Annotated in this window: 17 protein-coding genes; 9 read left to right on the top strand and 8 right to left on the bottom strand. The window is 59.7% G+C overall.

What is annotated here, in order from left to right:
- Positions 1-3: 3 nt before the first annotated feature.
- On the top strand, positions 4-819 hold the full coding sequence (gene efeO / locus PSH76_RS14030) for an iron uptake system protein EfeO (protein WP_098951590.1): 816 nt from the start codon (positions 4-6) through the stop codon (positions 817-819).
- 71 nt (positions 820-890) lie between these two features.
- Here the strand turns inward: efeO and pssA are convergent, their stop codons facing one another.
- Positions 891-2,234 (bottom strand): CDP-diacylglycerol--serine O-phosphatidyltransferase, encoded by a 1,344-nt coding sequence (gene pssA / locus PSH76_RS14035; RefSeq protein ID WP_305494333.1) that lies wholly within the window; start codon positions 2,232-2,234, stop codon positions 891-893.
- A gap of 125 nt (positions 2,235-2,359) precedes the next feature.
- Between pssA and PSH76_RS14040 the strand changes: the two genes are divergently transcribed.
- Together PSH76_RS14040 and PSH76_RS14045 are read left to right on the top strand one after the other, a co-directional pair.
- Positions 2,360-2,923, top strand: coding sequence for a TetR/AcrR family transcriptional regulator (locus PSH76_RS14040; protein ID WP_305494334.1), 564 nt, complete (start codon positions 2,360-2,362; stop codon positions 2,921-2,923).
- 54 nt (positions 2,924-2,977) lie between these two features.
- Positions 2,978-3,457: a nuclear transport factor 2 family protein gene (locus PSH76_RS14045; protein WP_305494335.1), complete on the top strand. Its 480-nt coding sequence runs from the start codon at positions 2,978-2,980 to the stop codon at positions 3,455-3,457.
- A 108-nt stretch (positions 3,458-3,565) separates the two neighbouring features.
- On the opposite strand, the gene PSH76_RS14055 is transcribed toward PSH76_RS14045, so the two are convergent.
- Positions 3,566-4,723 carry a PQQ-dependent sugar dehydrogenase gene (locus PSH76_RS14055; protein ID WP_305494336.1) on the bottom strand — a complete coding sequence of 386 codons (1,158 nt, stop codon included), beginning with the start codon at positions 4,721-4,723 and terminating at the stop codon, positions 3,566-3,568.
- Between the two features lie 12 nt (positions 4,724-4,735).
- Complete coding sequence (locus PSH76_RS14060; RefSeq protein ID WP_032892000.1) at positions 4,736-5,047, bottom strand: hypothetical protein; 312 nt, start codon at positions 5,045-5,047, stop codon at positions 4,736-4,738.
- 185 nt (positions 5,048-5,232) lie between these two features.
- Between PSH76_RS14060 and PSH76_RS14065 the strand changes: the two genes are divergently transcribed.
- Both PSH76_RS14065 and ligD read left to right on the top strand, forming a co-directional pair.
- Positions 5,233-6,072, top strand: coding sequence for a Ku protein (locus PSH76_RS14065; RefSeq protein ID WP_003191069.1), 840 nt, complete (start codon positions 5,233-5,235; stop codon positions 6,070-6,072).
- Positions 6,073-6,096: 24 nt separating this feature from the next.
- The gene (gene ligD, locus PSH76_RS14070) at positions 6,097-8,619 is read left to right on the top strand and encodes a DNA ligase D (protein ID WP_305494337.1); all 2,523 of its coding nucleotides are present in this window, start codon (positions 6,097-6,099) and stop codon (positions 8,617-8,619) included.
- Between the two features lie 18 nt (positions 8,620-8,637).
- Here the strand turns inward: ligD and lpxO are convergent, their stop codons facing one another.
- Entirely contained in the window at positions 8,638-9,537 is a 900-nt protein-coding gene (gene lpxO / locus PSH76_RS14075) for a lipid A hydroxylase LpxO (RefSeq protein ID WP_003191066.1), read from the bottom strand.
- Between the two features lie 264 nt (positions 9,538-9,801).
- On the bottom strand, positions 9,802-11,127 hold the full coding sequence (locus PSH76_RS14080) for a Wzz/FepE/Etk N-terminal domain-containing protein (RefSeq protein ID WP_169856816.1): 1,326 nt from the start codon (positions 11,125-11,127) through the stop codon (positions 9,802-9,804).
- Positions 11,128-11,467: 340 nt separating this feature from the next.
- On the opposite strand from PSH76_RS14080, the gene PSH76_RS14085 reads away from it, so the two are divergent.
- A complete protein-coding gene (locus PSH76_RS14085) occupies positions 11,468-11,854 on the top strand; it encodes a TIGR03067 domain-containing protein (protein ID WP_032892003.1) in 387 nt (128 codons plus the stop codon).
- 242 nt (positions 11,855-12,096) lie between these two features.
- On the opposite strand, the gene PSH76_RS14090 is transcribed toward PSH76_RS14085, so the two are convergent.
- The gene (locus PSH76_RS14090; RefSeq protein ID WP_305494338.1) at positions 12,097-12,909 is read right to left on the bottom strand and encodes a bifunctional 2-polyprenyl-6-hydroxyphenol methylase/3-demethylubiquinol 3-O-methyltransferase UbiG; all 813 of its coding nucleotides are present in this window, start codon (positions 12,907-12,909) and stop codon (positions 12,097-12,099) included.
- Positions 12,910-13,064: 155 nt separating this feature from the next.
- Here PSH76_RS14090 and PSH76_RS14095 point away from each other — a divergent pair, with 155 nt between their 5' ends.
- The 3 genes from PSH76_RS14095 to PSH76_RS14105 all read left to right on the top strand — a co-directional run bounded on the left by PSH76_RS14095 (position 13,065) and on the right by PSH76_RS14105 (position 18,140).
- Positions 13,065-14,303, top strand: coding sequence for an MFS transporter (locus tag PSH76_RS14095; protein WP_305494339.1), 1,239 nt, complete (start codon positions 13,065-13,067; stop codon positions 14,301-14,303).
- Positions 14,304-14,445: 142 nt separating this feature from the next.
- Complete coding sequence (locus PSH76_RS14100) at positions 14,446-16,032, top strand: ABC-F family ATPase (RefSeq protein WP_003191057.1); 1,587 nt, start codon at positions 14,446-14,448, stop codon at positions 16,030-16,032.
- A 935-nt stretch (positions 16,033-16,967) separates the two neighbouring features.
- The gene (locus PSH76_RS14105; protein WP_305494340.1) at positions 16,968-18,140 is read left to right on the top strand and encodes an MFS transporter; all 1,173 of its coding nucleotides are present in this window, start codon (positions 16,968-16,970) and stop codon (positions 18,138-18,140) included.
- On the opposite strand, the gene PSH76_RS14110 is transcribed toward PSH76_RS14105, so the two are convergent.
- The gene (locus tag PSH76_RS14110) at positions 18,134-19,171 is read right to left on the bottom strand and encodes a dienelactone hydrolase (protein WP_098951605.1); all 1,038 of its coding nucleotides are present in this window, start codon (positions 19,169-19,171) and stop codon (positions 18,134-18,136) included. The genes PSH76_RS14105 and PSH76_RS14110 overlap by 7 nt on opposite strands.
- Before the next feature lie 191 nt (positions 19,172-19,362).
- Positions 19,363-19,974 carry an FMN-dependent NADH-azoreductase gene (locus tag PSH76_RS14115; RefSeq protein WP_305494341.1) on the bottom strand — a complete coding sequence of 204 codons (612 nt, stop codon included), beginning with the start codon at positions 19,972-19,974 and terminating at the stop codon, positions 19,363-19,365.
- Positions 19,975-20,053 lie beyond the last annotated feature (79 nt).

Here is a 20,053-nt window from a genome sequence, read left to right on the forward strand (position 1 = left end):
CCCATGAAGAAGTCGTCTATCGCGTTGTTGTTACTCAGCCTTTCGCCACTGGCAAGCTTCGCCGGTACTGCGCCGTTGGACCTGGTGGGCCCGGTGTCGGATTACAAGATCTACGTCACCGAAGAAATCGGCGAACTGGTCACCCAGACCCAGGCGTTCACCGACGCCATCAATAAGGGCGACCTGGCCACGGCCAAGAAGCTCTATGCGCCGACTCGCGTGCACTATGAGTCCATCGAGCCGATCGCCGAGTTGTTCAGCGACCTCGACGCGTCCATCGATTCGCGTGTCGACGACCATGAAAAAGGCGTGACGGCGGAAGACTTCACCGGCTTTCACCGCATTGAATATGCGCTGTTCTCGCAGAACTCGACCCAGGGCCTGCAAGCGCTGACCGCCAAGCTCAACGCCGATGTGAATGACCTCAAGACCCGCGTCGATGGCCTGACTTTCCCGCCGGAGAAAGTCGTCGGTGGTGCCGCTGCGTTGCTGGAAGAAGTCGCGGCCACCAAAATCTCCGGTGAGGAAGACCGTTACAGCCATACCGACCTGTACGACTTCCAGGGCAACATCGACGGCGCGAAAAAAATCGTCGACCTGTTCCGTGGCCAGATCGGGCAGCAGGACCAGGCCTTCCTGGCCAAAGTCGACAAGAACTTTGCCAGCGTCGACAAGATCCTGGCCAAGTACAAAACCAAGGACGGCGGCTTTGAGACCTATGACAAGGTCAAGGACAACGACCGCAAGGCGTTGGTCGGCCCGGTCAACACCCTGGCCGAAGACCTCTCGACCCTGCGCGGCAAGCTGGGTTTGAACTAACTGCCGCGCACAAAAAAATACCCAGTCCCTGTCGAAGGGGCTGGGTGTTTTTTTGCGGGCACGTTGCTCAGCTAGAGAATGCGATACAGCAAGCGCTCGATCCGCACCCGGCTGACACGCCGCAGGAACTTGCCGACAGCGGGCGGGTAATCCACCAGCGTCTGCAATTGCTGGTAACCCTGGATACGCGTGGTGTGCTGGAAAATATTCGCAAGCTCGGCGCTTCGCGGCTCCAGCCATTGGCCTTGAGGGTCGTCGATCAGCAAGCCATTTTCCAGATCAAGGCGAAATGCCCGAGGGTTGAGGTTGTTGCCGGTGAGCAAGGTGTAGCGCTCATCCACCCACATGCCCTTGAGGTGGTAGGTGTTATCGCCGTCGCGCCATAAGTGCAGGTTCAACTGGCCGCTGTTGATCATCGGCTGGTGCCGCTTGGCAAAGCGTCGCAGGCTGATCTCGTACAGGTACGGCAACGCCGCAATCACCTTGAAAGGCTCGGTGGGCGGAATGTAGAAGTCGTTGGCGGTCTTGTCGCCCACCACGATGTCGATCTTCACGCCGCGTGCCAGGGCGCGGTTGATCTCACGGGTCACCGGCAATGGCAGGTTGAAATACGGCGTGCAAATAGTCAGTTGCTGCTGGGCGCTGGCGATCAGTTCGAGGATCACCCGGCTCAACGGGTTGTTCTTGCCGACGCCCAGCAAGGGGCTGACCGACAGATGGCCGTTGGGCAATAGCCCGGCCGTGGTGTCGTAGGTCGCATGCTTGAGACGGCTGCGCAGGTCGCCGATGTCGTTGCGCAAGCTGCGGGTGGTGGGCGGGTTCGGCAGGTCCAGGCGATGCACGGCCTTGGACGCTACCAGGCCGTGTTCCACCAGGTGCTGCATCGAATCGGCCAAGGGTTGGCTATGGATCAGGTGGTAACGGTCGAAGCGGTATTTGTCGAACTTGTGCAGGTACACATTGTTCAGGCTGGCGCCGCTGTAGAGCACACTGTCATCGATCACGAAACCCTTGAGGTGCAACACGCCGAACAGCTCGCGGGTTTGCACCGGCACGCCGTACACCGGCACTTCGGTGGCGTGGCGCTGGGTCATCGCCTGGTACCAGGCGCTGTTGCCCGGTTGCTTGCCCGCGCCGATCAACCCGCGCTGGGCGCGCAGCCAATCCACCATCACCACGATGTCCAGTTCAGGCCGTGCGGCCTTGGCGGCGTGTAGCGCGTCGTAGATTTCCTGCCCCGCCTCGTCCTGCTGCAAGTACAAGGCAACGATGTAGATACGCCGCGTGGCCTGGGCGATTTTCTCCAGCAGGCAGCGACGATAGGCGTCGGCGCTGGGCAGCACCTCAATGGCCTCGTTGGACAACGGAAAACCGCGCAGCTTGGGCAACAGGGAGCGTTTGAAGAACGACGGCATAGGGCTCGCAATGGGTCGAATCCGAAGAGGCCCAAAGCTTACACCATGAGGCTGCTCAGGTCTCGCGGTGGGTAATTTAAAAAACCCTGTTGACCATGAAGAACGATCGTTCTACTGTACCCGACATGAACGATATAACCCAGAATGAAACCCGCGACATCATCCTCGACGTCACCGAGAAGTTGATCTATCGCCACGGCATCGCTGCCACCGGCATGGACTTACTGGTGAAAACCGCCGGTGTGTCGAGAAAAAGTATCTACCGCTACTTCGCCAACAAGGATGAGTTAGTGGTGGCCGCCCTGCAACGCCGCGACGAACGCTGGATGCAGTGGCTGCGCAGCGAAGTGGAACGCAGTGACGACAGCGGCGAGCGCCTGCTGGGGCTGTTCAGCGCGCTCAAGCGCTGGTTCGGCTCGGCAGACTTTCGCGGCTGCGCTTTTATCAATACCAGTGGCGAAACTGGCGACGCCCAAGACCCGGTGCGCCTGTTGGCCAAGGCCCATAAACGCAAACTGTTCGAGTACGCACTTGAACTGTGCCAAGCAAATGGCACACCCGACCCGGAGCAGCAGGCCGCGCAACTGCTGATCCTGATCGATGGCGCCATTACCGTTGCCCTGGTCATGGGTGATTCAACAGCTGCCGATAATGCGCAATGCATGGCGCAAACCTTACTGCAACTGTAAACCCACAGCCCAGGCAACTTTAAACCCAACCTTTATTGCTTTGAGGAGTAGCCCATGTCAGCCCAAAAAGAAGTCCGTCCGCCCCTGCCGCCGTTTACCCGCACGTCTGCCATCGAAAAAGTCCGCCTGGCCGAAGACGGCTGGAACTCCCGCGACCCGCAGCGCGTGTCCCTGGCCTACACCCTGGATACGAACTGGCGTAACCGCGCTGAATTTGCCCATAACCGCGAAGAAGCCAAGCAGTTCCTGACCCGTAAATGGGCCAAGGAGCTGGATTATCGACTGATCAAAGAACTGTGGGCTTTTACCGATAGCCGCATCGCCGTGCGCTACGCCTATGAATGGCACGATGATTCGGGTAACTGGTTTCGCTCGTACGGCAATGAAAACTGGGAGTTCGATGAGAACGGCTTGATGGCCAACCGCTTTGCCTGCATCAACGATATGCCGATCAAGGAGAGCGAGCGCAAATTCCATTGGCCGCTGGGCCGGCGCCCGGATGGGCATCCGGGCCTGTCAGAACTGGGGCTATAACCCTATTTGTAGGAGCGAGCTTGCTCGCGAAAAACTCGCAGGCGCCGCGTTGATTCAGGAAGCCCGCGTTATCGTTGACGTTTTTCGCGAGCAAGCTCGCTCCTACAATTAATCCTGATTCAGCCCCACCCGATACAACACGCCGTCATCCTCATCCGTCAGCACATACAGAAACCCATCCGGCCCCTGTCGCACATCGCGAATCCGCGCTTTCAATTCGCCCAGCAAGCGTTCTTCGTGGACCACCTTGTCGCCCTCGAACTGCAACCGAATCAGCTCCTGGCTGACTAGCGCACCGATAAACAGGTTGTGCTGCCAGGCCTTGAACCGGTCGCCGTCATAGAACGCCATGCCACTGATGCCCGGCGACTTCTCCCACACATGATGGGGCGCCACTGTGCCCTCTGCCGTTTTGCCCTTGGCTTCGGGAATCGGCAGCAGGGAATAGTTGATGCCATGGGTCGCCAACGGCCAGCCGTAGTTCTTGCCGCGCTCGATGATATTGACTTCGTCGCCGCCACGGGGCCCGTGTTCATTTTCCCAGATCGTGCCGCTCCACGGGTTCAGGGCCAGCCCTTGCGGGTTGCGCTGCCCGTAGGACCAGATCTCGGGACGCACGCCGGGTTGACCGACAAAGGGGTTGTCATCCGGCACGCGCCCATCCGGGTAGATGCGCACCACTTTGCCTTGCAACTTGTCCAGGTCCTGGGCCGTGGGGCGGTCGTTGTTTTCACCCAGGGTCACGAACAGGTAGCCGTCCCGGTCAAAGGCCAGGCGCGAGCCGAAATGGTTGCCGGTAGACAGCTTGGGCTCCTGGCGCAGAATCACCTTAAAGTCCTCCAAGCCGCTCAGGTCAGTTGCCAAGCGCCCACGCCCTACGGCAGTGCCAGCCTTGCCGCCCTCGCCACCGCCTTCGGCGTACGACAGGTACACCAGGCGGTCCTGCTTGAAGTCTGGTGACAGCACCACATCCAGCAACCCGCCCTGCCCTTTGGCGCATACCTGCGGCACGCCCTTCAAGGGTGCAGACAGCTTGCCGTCCGGGCTGACAAAGCGCAGGTTTCCAGGCCGTTCGGTCACCAGAAAACCTTGCTGGTCGGGCAGAAACGCCAACGCCCACGGATGGTCCAGGCCCTTGGCGATCGGTGTTGCGGTGATGCTGCCTTGCTCGCTGGGGAACTGTTGGCTATCGGCGGCATACACCGCGCTCAACGGCAGTAACGCGGCGGCGCACAGGGCGGCTAGCAGGGTTTTACGTACGAACATAAGGCGAAATCCTTAGCGGCGATTGCCGTTGGCATCATAGGTGGGCGCTTTGGGTGCGGTGGCCGGACGGCTGGGTGCCGCCTCCTGCTTGGGGTAGCGGTTGCCGATGCCGCCGTTTTCCAGCGTCGGCCGCGGGTTGGCCGGGACAGGCTGGATACTGCGAACCGCCGGTGCATTGGGCTGGGTGCCCTGCATGCTATTGGGGTTGGCCCGGTGAATAGGGCCGTGGTCGCTGCTGCGGCCCGGCAGGTTTTGCGCCTGGGCCAACGGCGCAAGGGCCAGGCCCAGCGCCAGTGCTGCAAGATGACGTACACAAGGGTTCATGGCCAAACCTCTCTATGCCAGGTACTACGTGCTTTCGATAACACGCTACGCCGTGGGTTCGGGTTGTGACACTAAATAGTTTCTCATCAGGTGTAACACGATCTGTCCGAGCATCTATCCGCCGAAACTTTTGCCCTGCGCTGCGAGTCACCAGCACACAGGCTCTTCGTTGAGGAATCACACCTATGCCACGGGCAATCTGGAAAGGCGCCATCAGTTTTGGCTTGGTTCACATCCCGGTATCGCTGGTCTCGGCGACCTCTTCACAAGGCGTCGACTTTGACTGGCTGGACAAGCGCAGCATGGACCCGGTGGGCTACAAACGCATCAATAAAACCACCGGCAAGGAAGTCACCAAGGAAAATATCGTCAAGGGCGTGGCCTTTGAAAAAGGACGCTACGTGGTGCTCAGCGAAGACGAGATTCGCTCGGCCCACCCCAAGTCCACCCAGACCATCGAAATCATCGCCTTCGTCGCCAGCGACCAGATCCCCCTGCAAAACATCGACACCCCCTACTTCCTCGCTCCGGATAAACGCGGCGGCAAGGTCTATGCCCTGCTGCGCGAAGCGCTGAAAAAAACCGGCAAGGTCGCGCTAGCCAACGTGGTGCTGCACACCAAGCAACACCTGGCTGCGTTGATGCCGCTGGAGTCGGCCCTGGTGCTGGTCATGCTGCGCTGGCCCGCCGAAGTGCGCAGCCTGGATGAACTGGAACTGGGCAGCGATGTGACAAAACCGACCCTGGCCAAAGGTGAATTGGACATGGCCAAGCGCCTGGTGGAAGACATGAGCGCCGACTGGCAGCCCGATGAATACCGTGACAGCTTCCAGGACAAGATCCGGGCACTGGTAGCGAAAAAGGCCAAGGCCGGCAAGATCGAAGACGTGGAAACGGCCGAAGGCGGTGAAGAGCGCAAGTCCGCCGATGTCATCGACCTGACCGAACTGCTCAAACGCAGCCTGGCGGGTAAACCTGCGGCGAAAAAGAGCACCGCGAAAAAGTCCAATAACAAGGCCTCTTGAGCCTGCCATTGACGGGAGCACAACATGGCAAAGCCCCTGAGCGAGTACAACCGCAAGCGTGATTTCAAGATCACCGCCGAACCCGCCGGCAGCTCACCCAGCAAACGTAAAGCCTCGGCCCTAAGCTTTGTGATTCAAAAGCACGATGCGCGCAACCTGCATTACGACTTTCGCCTGGAACTTGATGGCGTGCTGTTGAGCTGGGCGGTGCCCAAGGGCCCGAGCCTGGACCCGAGCCAGAAACGCCTCGCGGTGCATGTGGAAGACCACCCACTGAGCTACGGCAGTTTCGAGGGCAGCATTCCCGCCGGCCAATACGGTGCGGGGGATGTAATCGTGTGGGACCGAGGCATCTGGCAACCCCACGATGACCCGCGCAAGGCCTATGCGGCGGGCAAACTCAAATTCACCCTGATCGGTGAGAAGCTCTCCGGTGACTGGGCTCTGGTACGAACCCGGCTCAAGGGCAGCGGCGACAAGGAGCAATGGCTGTTGATCAAGGAAAACGATCAGCAAGCGCGCCCGGCGGCTGAATTCGATATTGTCGAGGCCGAACCCGCCAGCGTGCTCAGCGATGCGGTGGTGGGTAAGCCAAAAGCCACGGCCAAGGCCAAGGCCAAACCCAAGGCCGCGCCAAAAGCCAAAGCGCCCAAGCGTACCGCTGCCCTGCCGGATGAGTTCGCCCCTCAATTGGCAACCCTGGTGGACCGGGCGCCCGAAGGTGATTGGCGCTACGAGATCAAGTTCGATGGCTACCGCATCATGGCGCGCATTCGCGACGGTGAAGTACGGCTGTTCACCCGCAACGGCCACGACTGGACCGAGCGCCTGCCGCGTCAGTGCAAAGCCTTGCAAGCCCTCAAGCTCAAGGACAGTTGGCTCGATGGCGAAGTGGTCAGCCTCAATGGCGACGGGCTGCCGGATTTCCAGGCGCTGCAAAACGCGTTCGATATCGGCCGCAGCCTGGACATCGTCTATTACCTGTTCGATGCCCCGTTCTTGAACGGTCGCGACCAACGCGAAGACCCGGTCGAAGAGCGTCGTGCTGCGCTTAAATCCGCACTGTCCGGCAGCCGAAGCAAACTGCTGCGCTTTTCCGAAGCCTTTGCCGCCAGCCAGCGCGATATTTTCGAAAGCGCCTGTGACCTGGCGCTCGAAGGTGTGATCGGCAAGCGTGCCGGCAGCCCCTATGTGTCGCGGCGCAGTGACAACTGGATCAAGCTCAAATGCCGTCTACGCCAGGAATTCGTGATCGTCGGCTACACCCGCCCCCAAGGTTCGCGCAGCGGCTTTGGTGCGCTGCTGCTGGCGGTCAACGATGACACCGGCCTGGTCTATTCCGGGCGCGTAGGCACGGGCTTTGATCAGGCGGCGTTGAAAAGTATCTATGCCCAGCTCACCCCGCTTGAGCGCAAGGACTCGCCACTGCAAAAGCCGCTGACCCGTGCCCAGGCCCGTGGCGTGCACTGGGTTGAGCCGAGCCTGGTAGGCGAAGTGCAATTTGCCGAGTGGACCCGTGAAGGCGTGGTGCGCCAGGCCGCGTTTGTGGGCCTGCGTACCGACAAGCCAGCCTCGCAGATCATTCATGAACAGCCGCGTGCGGCCAAGTCGGTCAAGGCATCCGGGGCATCGAAAGCCGGTAAAGCCCAGGCAACGGTGAAGAACGTGAAAATCACTCACCCCGATCGCATTATCGACAAGCACAGCGGCACGCAAAAACAGCAACTGGCGCAGTTCTACACCGATATCAGTGAATGGATACTGCCCTTCCTGCGTGGACGTGCCGTGTCATTGTTGCGGGCGCCGGAAGGTATTGAAGGTGAGCAGTTCTTCCAGAAGCACTCAGAGCGCATGGCAATCCCGCACATCAAGCAATTGGACCCGGCGCTGGATCCAGGTCATGCGCGCCTGATGGAAATAGACAGCGTGGATGCCCTGGTCGGCGCCGTGCAAATGGGTACGATCGAGTTTCACACCTGGGGGGCCACCGCAGACAAGATCGAAACGCCTGACCTGTTTGTTCTCGATCTCGACCCGGACCCGGCCCTGCCCTGGAAAGCCATGCTGGAAGCCGCCCAACTGACCCTGTCGGTACTCGATGAACTGGGCTTGCAAGCTTTCGTCAAAACCAGCGGCGGCAAGGGCCTGCATTTGATCGTGCCGTTGGCCCGACGCGATGGCTGGGACACCGTCAAGGCATTTGCCAAAGCCATTGCCCAATTCATGACCCGCCAACTGCCCGAACGCTTTACCGCCACCAGCGGCCCCAAGAACCGCGTGGGCAAGATCTTTATCGATTACCTGCGCAACGCCCGTGGCGCCAGTACTGTGGCGGCGTATTCAGTGCGGGCACGCCCTGGCTTGCCAGTGTCGGTGCCGGTGAGTCGAGAGGAGTTGAAGGGGTTGCGCGGCGCCCAGCAGTGGACAGTGGCGAACCTGCATCAGCGGCTACAAGCGTTGAAGGACGACCCGTGGGCCGGTTATGCCAATCGGCAGAAGATCAGCAAAAAGATGTGGGACAAGCTGAGCGCGCAACCCCCTGAGTGATCCGCGCCCTGAGCCAGGTCAGATAAGAATGAAGATCAGCGCCAGACCGGCAAAGATCGCCCACTTTTCCAGGTAGTAGCGCGTGCGATTACGCTTTTTGAGCTCTTTGCCACGCAAGCGAATCTTGTAAAGGCGGGTGAAGGCCCGGTTGAGGCCGCCGGTCTTGTCGCCCTCGTCGTTGGGCGAACCCGCGGCCGCCATTACATTGCGGCTGAACCAACGGTTGAACGCTGCCGCCCAACGGTATTTCATCGGCCGTTCAATGTCGCAGAACAGAATGATGCGGTTCTGTTGGGTGGTGTTTTCCGCGTAGTGAATGTAAGTCTCGTCAAACATCACCGGCTCACCGTCGCGCCAGTAATAGTTTTCACCATCCACGTTGATATAGCAGCCTGGGTCATTAGGCGTATCCAGCCCCAGGTGATAACGGTAGGAGCCTGCGTACGGGTCACGGTGACGCACCAGCTTGGAGCCCGGAGGCAGCTCGGCGAACATCGCCGCCTTGATCGAGCCGATGCTCTGCACCAGTTCGGTGGTGCGTGGGCACAGCTTCATCGCCGACGGGTGACTGTCGCCGTACCACTTGAGGTAGAAGCGCTTCCAGCCAGTCTTGAAGAACGAGTTGAAGCCTACGTCGTTATATTGCTCCGAGCGCTTGATCTCCCCCGCTCGCATCAGGTTCTGGCCTTCTTCGCGGATCTCTTCCCAGTGCTCCTGCAACGGGCTCAGGTCCGGAAAGTCGCTGGGTGAGAGATAGGGACGGCTGGGCTGCTTGGAGAACAGGTACAGGAAACAGTTGATCGGCGCCAGGAACGTCGAGTGATCGCTAAGCTGGCGACCCAGCTTGTGTCGCACCCGACCGCGCAGGTGTACATACGCAATGGAAGCAACGTAGAGAGCAACAATGATGAGTTTCAAGGGATTCGTCACACGTCAGGGAGAGAACAGGCTGCTCCTGCGGGCCCACAACGGCCGAGGATGGTTAAGCAGCACCTGAAATCACAATTCACATACAGGCAACACGGCCGGCGGGATAACCGCCTGCGTGCCACCATTGGCAGTTATTTAGCCACACTTTGTAACCAAAGGTTAACTAAGAATTGTGAAAAGCTGTCTACTGAGTGTGCTGGGGGTAGGAGCAGGCAGGCCCTTAAGCCTGCCTGTTTGAGGCCGTTTGCAGGGTTACAGCGGCGAATCGTTACCCTCGCGGCGATCGCCTAATGCCGTATAGGGGACGGCCTGGGTGCGGCTGCGAACGAAGTAGCGGATCAGCGCAATCATCAGGCCCAGCAACAGGCCGCCGACGAGGCTCAACGCGATGACCAGCGGCTTCTTCGGCTTGATCGGCGACAGAGGCTCCTGGGCTCGACGGTCAATCGTCACCAGCTTGAGGTTGCTCATGTCGATGTTCAAACCACGCAACCTGGCGACCTCAGCGCGAAGCGGCTCGACGTCCTGCAAGAAGATGTCTTCATTGCCACGCTTGCGCAGCACCTCAACCTCGCGGTTGCTTTCCAGCAGTTGCAGCTCTTTGCCGATCTCGGCAATGCGCGGGTTGGTAAAGTCATCGCTGGTACGCTGTTGCAATGCAGCGCGCTCGGCTTCCAATGCCTCGGTCCCCATGAAATACAGCGGGATCTTCTGGTTGTTCACCTCGGTACGCATGACCTGGCTCGAACCCGTGCGGGTGGAGTCGGCCATAGAGGACGGCGTTGTCGGTGTACGGATGCCCATGGACTTGGCAATGCTGATGGCTTCGGCCAACTCGGCCAGGCGGTTGGTGCGTTCCATCTTCATCTGCAGGCGCAAAGCGCTCAGTTCATCCTGCAGTTGAGCACGCTTGAGCCGGTCGGCTTCCAGCAGCTTGGCGATCTTGGATTCTTTATCGGTATCGTAGTTGGCGCGGGCGGCGTCGATCTTGCCCTTGAGCTCGCTCAAACGGTTATTGACGATCACCTTCAGGTCAGCACCCACCTGCTGACGCTCGGCGGCAATGGCGTAGTCCACAAAACCGTTGAGAATCGCAACACCGTCGACGTCGGTCGGGTATTGCAGCTCCAGACGAATATAGCTGCTCAACGAATCGGATTTCTTCGGATCGGGCAAAATCAGATTGACCGAATTGCGGTTGAACGCCTCAAAGCTCTGCTCAAGGGTTTGCCCCGGTTTCTTGAACGCCTTGAACAACTCCTCATGGTCCTTGAAGAACCCCAGGCGCGCATCATAAGAGTCCAGCTGTGCGCCCACTTTGAGCAACGCATCGGCAGGCGGCAACTTATACACTTCCGAACGGTTCAAGGCGTCTAGCTCGTTGATTGCCGCAGGCCGCAACACACTGCTGACTTCATACGTCTTGGGTGCCAGGAAGGCATAACCTGCGCCTAATACCCCGGCCAGAAGCGTACACCCGACCACCAGCTTTTTTTGTCGCCAGATGGCGTGAAACAATTCAAACAAATCAATTTCATCAGACGCTGCGGAAGGCGGAAGCGGGGAAGTACGATTCAAAATAAGAACACCTTAAAATAATACTAAAAGGCCATCATTCTCAGAAGTCTAAAAGACTTCAAAAATCAGGGACAACGCCCTGGATACGGCAGACCAATGGCGATGTGACCACTCCGCCCCCTGAAATATCCCACAGACTTAGGGATTATTTCGGATTCATTTCGGTGAGTAAGCCAAATGACACAGCCATGTCAGACTGATCTGGTTGCAAGCGTAGTCAATACAACATGAAAAAGCTGTCAAATACCTGTCTTATAAAGAAAAAAATTTCGCCTACCTCTGGGACAGTGTCAGCCTTAATACAATTGAACATTTTTTTGAACAGCAATAAGGAGTTTGCATGTCACCGCTTTCAGCCTCGGACTTTCACGCATTGCAAGGCACTTGGGAACAAACAGCCCTTGAAGACAGTGGCGTGCGTAACCCCGTGGATGCCCACAGCGCGCCAGGCGCGATCACGACCATTGCAGGGGATCGCTTCGAAGTGACCACGGTCAGTGGCGAACTATTATTGGCGGGTCGGTTCGAGCTGGACGCCAGTACCACGCCCAAAAGCATTACCTGGACAGATGCCATTGGCGAAGACGCAGGCAAGCAGCTCCCCGCCAGTTACCGGCTCGACGGCGATGATTTCGTATTTATCGCAGCGGATGAAGGCATGCCCAGGCCCACCGTGTTCAGCACCGGCCCTGGGCAAACCATGCGCACCTTCGTACGGCGCTCATGAATGCCCCTCTGTAGGAGCGAGCTTGCTCGCGAAAAACTCACAGACGCTGCGTTCATTCAGGCAACACGCGTAATCGTTAGCGTTCTTCGCGAGCAAGCTCGCTCCTACACGTCATCCGATTTGATCACGGCATTTTCACAAGGCCTTCACTTTTCCACCTATAGGGTGAAGCCTACCTACTCCAGTGAATCCCTTGGCCCGCCCTCTCCTCGCGGGCCTTTTTTTGCCTGCGCAAACCTTGATCAGCCATCACGTTTGGTCGCTGTCAGGGTAAAACACAAGGGCAGTTGCGCGGCCTGATGCTCATACTGTTCGTAAAGTTCTTCCCGGTTGCAATGCGGGTATTCCTGCAAATGGGCGATCTGCAACTGCGCTGCGATAGCCCCGCTGACCACGCTGCCCAGGGTATGTACGTACCAATAGGAGGTCGGCCCGGGCCGTTCATCCTTCCCTTCATAGACAATTGCCTCCTGCAGTACAAAGGGCTCGCGCTGAAAGTAAGAACTGGCAGGCTGCATCGGGTTGGCCCCACAGGGGTCAAACACCTCGAGAAAGGGATGGGTTTCGTACATGACCAGCGTGCCCCCGGGCTTCAGCACACTGGCAACCTGGCGCATGAACAGCGCCACATCCGGCATCCAGCCCAGCACGCCAATGGTCACCAGGGCAATATCGAACCGTGCCTGCAAACGCTCGGGCAAATGGTGGATATCGGTCTCAATGAACTCAGGGCTATGGGGCGAGACCTCGGCCAATTCCCGCGCCTGTTCAAGAAACGCCCGGGATTGATCGACCCCCACCACCGAACGCGCGCCCAAGCCATACAGCGATAGGCTTTCGCGCCCGTTGTTGCAGCACAACTGCACCACGTCCTTGCCCACCACGCCCACCTCTTGCAGCAAGGTGGTAATGGTCGGGTCAAGGCAGGAAAAATCAGGCTCGGCTACCGCGGTCAGCAGTGCCGTCCAGGTCGCGGTATCTTTGTGTAACCCGGCAGATTCATCCCAGGCATTTTTGTTGCTGGTAATCGCCTCTTGCGCTGAGGGCATGTCCATTGCTTCTCCAGAAACTCATTACAGGGGGCTTTGGAAAGTAAGTTAAATGCACGCAGGAGGAAAGCCTCCCCGACCGCGAAACTTATCACCCAGCCCACAGGTCACTAACCCAATGCGCGTTCAGCCCCTGAGCGCCGCTCTTGAAGGTCCGCACCGTGGCCCGTCATTCAGACCTGCGCATCGCTTTATCCCTGGACAGCCTGAACTTCTTTCTCGCCGATGTGCGCGACGGTCTCGGACCGTACCTGGCAATCTATCTGCTGGCCGTGCATCAATGGGAGCCGGCCAGCATTGGCGTGGTCATGACCCTGGCAGGCATCGCGGCCTTGCTGACCCAAGGCCCCGCTGGTGCGCTGATCGACCGCACTCGCAGCAAACGCGCGGTGGTGGCCATTGCTGCGCTGCTGGTGACGGGCAGTTGCCTGATGCTGTCCTTCGTCAGCTCATTTGGCTGGGTGGCGTTGACCCAGGCCGCCAGCGCCGTAGCTGCGTCTGTCTTTGCCCCGGCAATTTCCGCCATCTCGCTGGGGATTACCGGGCCCCGCGCCTTCACCCGGCGTACCGGGCGCAACGAGACCTTCAACCACGCGGGTAATGCCGTGGCCGCGTTGCTGGCCGGCGGGTTGGCGTACCTGTTCGGGCCGGTGGTGGTGTTCTACCTGATGGCCTTTATGGCGGTCGCCAGTGTCATTGCGGTCAGTTGCGTGCCGGCCAAGGCGATTGATCATGAGGTCGCCCGTGGTTTCGATCCGGCCCATCACACCGACCATGAACAGCCCTCGGGCCTGAAAGCATTGCTGACCAACCAGCCGCTGTTTTTGTTCGCCATCTGCTGCGCACTGTTTCACCTGGCCAACGCCGCGATGCTGCCGCTGGTCAGCCAGAAACTTGCGCAGATCAATCTGCAGATGGCCACCCCGCTGACTTCAGCCTGCATTGTCGCCGCGCAGTTGGTGATGGTGCCGATGGCCTGGCTGGTCGGGCTCAAGGCCGATGTCTGGGGGCGCAAGCCGCTGTTGCTTGCAGGTTTCCTGATACTGCCGCTGCGTGGCGTGCTCTATACCTTGTCCAGCGACCCCTACTGGCTGGTGGCCGTGCAGATGCTCGACGGTATCGGCGCCGGCATTTTCGGCGCCCTGTTCCCAGTGATCGTCAAAGACCTGACCCAAGGCACCGGGCGCTTCAACGTCAGCCTGGGCGCCCTCTCCACCGTATTTGGCCTCGGCGCGGCGCTCAGTAGCAGCCTGGCCGGTTTCGTGGTGCAGCAGGCTGGCTACAACGCGGCGTTCCTGACGTTGGCGGCGGTTGCAGCCGCTGCCTTGATGCTGTTGTGGCTGGCCATGCCGGAGACCTTGGCAAAACCATCCTTCGCTCGCCATACAACTGTCGCCTGACATATGCGACAATGCGCGCCAAATTCCAACACACATCCCAAATTTTGTGTTCAGCGACCGGGTTTCGCGCCTTGATGTCGCTGTTGACGCATGCCTGAAGGCACCTGCCGTCACGCTCGCAACCCATTGATAGGTAAAGTAATTGATCTCCACAGCTAACATCACCATGCAGTTCGGCGCCAAGCCGCTCTTCGAGAACGTCTCGGTCAAGTTCGGCGCCGGCAACCGCTATGGTTTGATCGGTGCCAACGGTTGCGGCAAGTCGACCTTCATGAAAATCCTCGGTGGCGACCTCGACCCGTCCGGCGGCCAGGTCATGCTCGAGCCGAATGTACGCCTGGGTAAACTGCGCCAGGACCAGTTCGCCTACGAAGAATTCACCGTGCTCGACACCGTGATCATGGGCCACGAGGAGCTGTGGAAGGTCAAGGCCGAGCGCGATCGCATCTACTCGCTGCCGGAAATGAGCGAAGAAGACGGCATGGCCGTGGCCGAGCTGGAAACCGAGTTCGCCGAGATGGACGGCTACACCGCCGAATCCCGCGCCGGTGAGCTGCTGCTGGGCCTGGGTATTCCCCTGGAACAGCATTTCGGCCCGATGAGCGAAGTGTCCCCAGGCTGGAAGCTGCGCGTATTGCTGGCCCAGGCGCTGTTCTCGGATCCTGAAGTGCTGTTGCTCGACGAACCGACCAACCACTTGGACATCAACACCATCCGCTGGCTGGAAAACATCCTGACCCAGCGCTCCAGCCTGATGATCATCATCTCTCACGACCGTCACTTCCTGAACAGCGTGTGCACCCACATGGCTGACCTGGACTACGGCGAGCTGCGCCTGTTCCCGGGCAACTACGACGAGTACATGACCGTGGCGACCCAGTCCCGCGAGCAATTGCTGTCGGACAATGCCAAGAAGAAAGCGCAGATCTCCGAACTGCAATCCTTCGTCAGCCGCTTCTCGGCCAACGCCTCGAAAGCCAAGCAGGCCACCTCCCGTGCCAAGGCGATCGACAAGATCCAGCTGGCCGAAGTCAAGCCGTCGAGCCGTGTGAGCCCGTTCATCCGTTTCGAGCAGAACAAAAAGCTGCACCGCCAGGCGGTCATGGTCGAGAAGATGGCCAAGGGTTTCGACGGCAAGCCGCTGTTCAAGGATTTCAGCTTCCAGGTTGAAGCCGGCGAGCGCGTGGCGATCATCGGCCCCAACGGTATCGGCAAGACCACCCTGCTGCGCACCCTGGTCAACGAACTGACCCCGGACGCCGGCAGCATCAAGTGGACCGACGCCGCCGAGCTGGGCTACTACGCCCAGGACCACGCCCACGACTTCGAAGACGACGTGAGCCTGTTCGACTGGATGGGCCAATGGACCCAAGGCGAGCAAATGATTCGCGGCACCCTGGGCCGTATGTTGTTCTCCAACGACGAAATCCAGAAGTCGGTCAAAGTGATCTCCGGTGGTGAACAAGGTCGCATGCTGTTCGGCAAGCTGATCCTGCAAAAGCCGAACGTGCTGATCATGGACGAACCGACCAACCACTTGGACATGGAATCCATCGAAGCGCTGAATCTGGCGCTGGAGAACTACCCGGGCACGCTGATCTTCGTCAGCCACGACCGTGAGTTCGTATCGTCCCTGGCCACCCGCATTATCGAGTTAAGCCCTAGCGGCGTGATCGACTTCAGCGGCACCTATGACGACTACCTGCGCAGCCAGGGTGTGGTGTTCTAAGAACAGCACTTAGCTGCAAGCAAAAGCCCTGTCCCTGTGACAGGGCTTTTTTGCATCCGCACTGTGCCGGGCGCTGATTCTGTGGGCAATACATAACCAATGTGGGAGCTGGCTTGCCTGCGATAGTGGTGGTTCAGCTATAGATTCACCGACTGACACACCGCCTTCGCGGGCAAGCCCGCTCCCACAAGGAACTGTGCCAGACGCTGATTTTGTGGGCCATGCATAACCAGTGTGGGAGCTGGCTTGCCTGCGAAAGCGGTGGTTCAGCTACAGATTCACTGACTGACACACCGCCTTCGCGGGCAAGCCCGCTCCCACAGGGGATCTGCGCCGGGCTCTGATTCTGTACGCAATACATAACCAATGTGGGAGCTGGCTTGCCTGCGAAAGCGGTGGTTCAGTTGAAGATTCACTGACTGACACGCCGCCTTCGCGAGCAAGCCCGCTCCCACAAGGGATCTGCGCCGGGCTCCGATTCTGTGGGCAATACATAACCCATGTGGGAGCTGGCTTGCCTGCGAAAGCGGTGGTTCAGCTATAGATTCACTGACTGACACACCGCCTTCGCGGGCAAGCCCGCTCCCACAAGGGATCTGCGCCGGGCTCTGATTCTGTGGGCAATACATAACCAATGTGGGAGCTGGCTTGCCTGCGATAGCGGTGGTTCAGCTACAGATTCACTGACTGACACACCGCCTTCGCGGGCAAGCCCACAGGGAACTGTGCCAGGCGCTGATTTTGTGGGCCATGCATAACCCATGTGGGAGCTGGCTTGCCTGCGAAAGCGGTGGTTCAGCTATGGATTCACTGACTGACACACCGCCTTAGCGGGCAAGCCCGCTCCCGCAGGGATCTACGGTAGGCGTCCCTCGCTCCTACAGGGAGGCGGGATATGCCATGATGCTTTACCGCCCGCCAGCGATTGAGTATTCATGCCTGCCGCCCCCTCCTCCTTGTCGATCACCCTGCAGATCGTTTCCATCGTCTTCTACACCTTCATTGCCTTTATCTGCATCGGCCTGCCGATCGCGGTGATTCCTGGCTATGTGCACGAACAATTGGGCTTCAGCGCCGTGATTGCCGGGGTGACCATCGGCTCGCAATACCTGGCCACGCTGCTCAGCCGCCCGATGGCCGGGCGCATGTCAGATAACGTCGGTACCAAGCGCGCAATCGTACTGGGCCTGGCCGGCATTCTGATCAGCGGTGTACTGACCTTCATCGCCACGCTGCTGGAAAGCCTACCGAGCGTGAGCCTGGGTATTCTGATCGCCGGTCGCCTGCTGCTGGGCGTAGCCCAGGGCCTGATTGGCGTGGGGACCATCAGTTGGTGCATGGGCGCCGTGGGCGCTGAGCACACCGCTCGCTCGATCTCCTGGAATGGCATCGCCTCTTATGGCGCAATCGCCATTGGTGCGCCCCTTGGCGTGGTGATGGTGGCTGACTACGGCTACACCAGCCTCGGTCTCGCCCTGGCGGTGTTGGCGGCGTTGGGCCTGGTGCTGATCCGCAATAAACCCTCGGTGCCAGTGGTGCGTGGCGAGCGGCTGCCGTTTTGGGCGGTGTTCGGGCGTATCGCGCCATTCGGCGCCAGCCTGTGCCTGGCTTCGATTGGCTACGGCACGCTGACGACCTTCATCACCCTGTATTACCTCAATCGTGGCTGGACCGGTGCGGCGTATTGCCTGACGGTATTTGGTGTGTGCTTTATTCTCTCGCGCCTGGTGTTTATCTCAGCCATCAGCCGGTTTGGCGGGTTCACCGCCGCCATCGCCTGCATGCTGATCGAAACCCTGGGCCTGACGCTGTTGTGGCTGGCGCCGTCTACCGGCGTGGCCTTGATCGGCGCCGGGTTGACCGGCTTTGGCTTGTCGTTGGTGTACCCGGCGCTCGGCGTGGAAGCGATCAAGCAAGTGCCGGACAGCAGCCGCGGCGCGGGGCTGAGCGCCTATGCGGTGTTTTTCGACCTGGCCCTGGCGATTGCCGGGCCGTTGATGGGCGCCGTGGCGTTGAACCTCGGCTATGGCTGGATCTTCTTCTGCGCGGCCTTACTGTCGGTCAGCGCGCTCGGCCTGACCGTATTGCTCAGGCGTCGCGCCTACTGATCAGCGGTCTGCAAGCCGGCGCGGGTGGCCTCACCCAGGGTATGGCTGAAAAAACGCCCGGCCTCGGAGACCAGATCACGGTGGATACCTTCGCGATCGACGCCATCGGCATCTGTGCAAATGGCCGGCATGCTCGCCAATTGATCACTGTCACACGGCGCCATGAACACGAAGTGCCCGGCCCCGGCCAACAGTTTGAAATCCGGTGGCTGCGGCAACTTGCGCGCCAGGGCGGCGGCGTTCTTGTCCACGGCCACCAACTGGTCGCCATCGCCACTGTAAAGCAGCACCGGCACATGCACGTCCGCCAGGGTGTGGCGGCCAAACATCAAGCTCAGCGGCGCCATCAGCATCAAGGCATGGATGCGCGGGTCGGCCTGGGGTTGCAAATCGTCGCGGTCGACCACCAGTTCGCCCTTGGTGGTGCACGCATCGCGGTCTTCGGGGCGCTCCTGGCAGTAGCGGCGCAGACGTTCGAAATCAGGCTTGGCGCCGGCCAGGATCAATGCCGTCTCGCCACCGGCGGAATAACCGATGACGCCGATCTGATCGATATCCACAAAGGGCGACAGCATCGGCTCGGCCAAGGCGGCGGTGATCGCCTGGGAGATCTGGATCGGCCGACCATATAAATTGCTCACAGTGCCCAGACGGCTGTGGTCCTTGTAGTTGTCCCCGGGATGCAGCACCGCCACCACCACAAAGCCCTTGCGTGCCAAGGCGGTGGCCAGGTCATGCAGGGCCAGCGGCGTGCCGGTATTGCCGTGGGACAACATCAGCATCGGGAATCGCCCGATCGCCACCTTGGCATCTTCGCTGGCCGCCACATGGTAGGCGCCCAGCGCGGTGGAGCGCTCGGCATCGGTGGAGGGGTAGAACGCGATGGCTTTCATCGGCTGCGCATCCAGCGGGTCGAGAAAACTCATGCGATGAAACCCCACGCTCCAATGGGGGTGCGGTGCCGGCGCGGCGTGCACTGAAACCAGGCCGCCCAACAGCGAAAGAACCAAAACAGCACAAAGACGCATCATGGGGATGTCCACCTTTGCTGCACAAGAACCGGCCTGTCGAATAAAAAGCCCAGGGTATCGAATGGATGTCTGCATAACCTGGGCCACAACGAAAAAACTCCGTACTCCGCTCGCGCTCAGGCGATCAGAATACAGAGTTTAGGCGCTCGGTTTCAGAATGAAACCGAGGACAGAGCAAATTTACATAAGCCTTACGCAGCGGCGAACAGTTGCTCGTTGATGCGCACGTTGGCGTCGCTCATGGCTTTGCTGCGCACTTCATCACCGTAGGCCAGGCCTTCGGCGCGAACGATCTCGATGTCGGTGATGCCGAGGAAACCGAACAGCAGCTTCAAGTAGCCTTCGTGGGCAGCGCCCGAAGCTTGGTCGGCATGCAGGCCGCCGGCGGTGGAGACAATAATGACCTTCTTGTTGCCGCACAGGCCTTCAGGGCCGGCTTCGGTGTAACGGAAGGTCTGGCCGGCTACCGCGATGCGATCGATCCAGGCTTTCAACTGGGTGGGGATGGTGAAGTTGTACATCGGCGCACCGACTACCACGGCATCGGCGGCGAGGAATTCAGCCAGCGACGATGCACTCAGTTCAGCCTCGTGCTTTTGCGCCGCATCGCGCAGTTCGGCGGCAGTGCCCAATGCACCCAGGGTAGCGCCGGAGAAATGGTTGATGCCTTCGCTGGCGAGGTCACGGTAAGTCACTTCCACGCCCGGCTGGGCGGCTCGCCATGCCTTGACCACACCCGCGCTGAGCTGACGGGAGGCCGAGTTGTCGCCGAGGATGCTGGAATCGATGTGCAAGAGTTTCATGATGGATCTCCGAGGTGGGATCGACAGTGGCGATCAGATGGTGGTGATGCTACGCATGAAACCAATGATCGATAAGCCA

The organism is Pseudomonas sp. FP215 (assembly GCF_030687795.1).
Taxonomy (GTDB): Bacteria; Pseudomonadota; Gammaproteobacteria; order Pseudomonadales; family Pseudomonadaceae; genus Aquipseudomonas; species Aquipseudomonas salmasensis.

Coding starts and splice junctions, on each gene's coding strand:
- efeO (WP_098951590.1), top strand. CDS start 4: ATGAAGAAGTCGTCTATCGCGTTGTTGTTACTCAGCCTTTCGCCACTG.
- pssA (WP_305494333.1), bottom strand. CDS start 2,234: ATGCCGTCGTTCTTCAAACGCTCCCTGTTGCCCAAGCTGCGCGGTTTT.
- PSH76_RS14040 (WP_305494334.1), top strand. CDS start 2,360: ATGAACGATATAACCCAGAATGAAACCCGCGACATCATCCTCGACGTC.
- PSH76_RS14045 (WP_305494335.1), top strand. CDS start 2,978: ATGTCAGCCCAAAAAGAAGTCCGTCCGCCCCTGCCGCCGTTTACCCGC.
- PSH76_RS14055 (WP_305494336.1), bottom strand. CDS start 4,723: ATGTTCGTACGTAAAACCCTGCTAGCCGCCCTGTGCGCCGCCGCGTTA.
- PSH76_RS14060 (WP_032892000.1), bottom strand. CDS start 5,047: ATGAACCCTTGTGTACGTCATCTTGCAGCACTGGCGCTGGGCCTGGCC.
- PSH76_RS14065 (WP_003191069.1), top strand. CDS start 5,233: ATGCCACGGGCAATCTGGAAAGGCGCCATCAGTTTTGGCTTGGTTCAC.
- ligD (WP_305494337.1), top strand. CDS start 6,097: ATGGCAAAGCCCCTGAGCGAGTACAACCGCAAGCGTGATTTCAAGATC.
- PSH76_RS14085 (WP_032892003.1), top strand. CDS start 11,468: ATGTCACCGCTTTCAGCCTCGGACTTTCACGCATTGCAAGGCACTTGG.
- PSH76_RS14090 (WP_305494338.1), bottom strand. CDS start 12,909: ATGGACATGCCCTCAGCGCAAGAGGCGATTACCAGCAACAAAAATGCC.
- PSH76_RS14105 (WP_305494340.1), top strand. CDS start 16,968: ATGCCTGCCGCCCCCTCCTCCTTGTCGATCACCCTGCAGATCGTTTCC.
- PSH76_RS14110 (WP_098951605.1), bottom strand. CDS start 19,171: ATGATGCGTCTTTGTGCTGTTTTGGTTCTTTCGCTGTTGGGCGGCCTG.
- PSH76_RS14115 (WP_305494341.1), bottom strand. CDS start 19,974: ATGAAACTCTTGCACATCGATTCCAGCATCCTCGGCGACAACTCGGCC.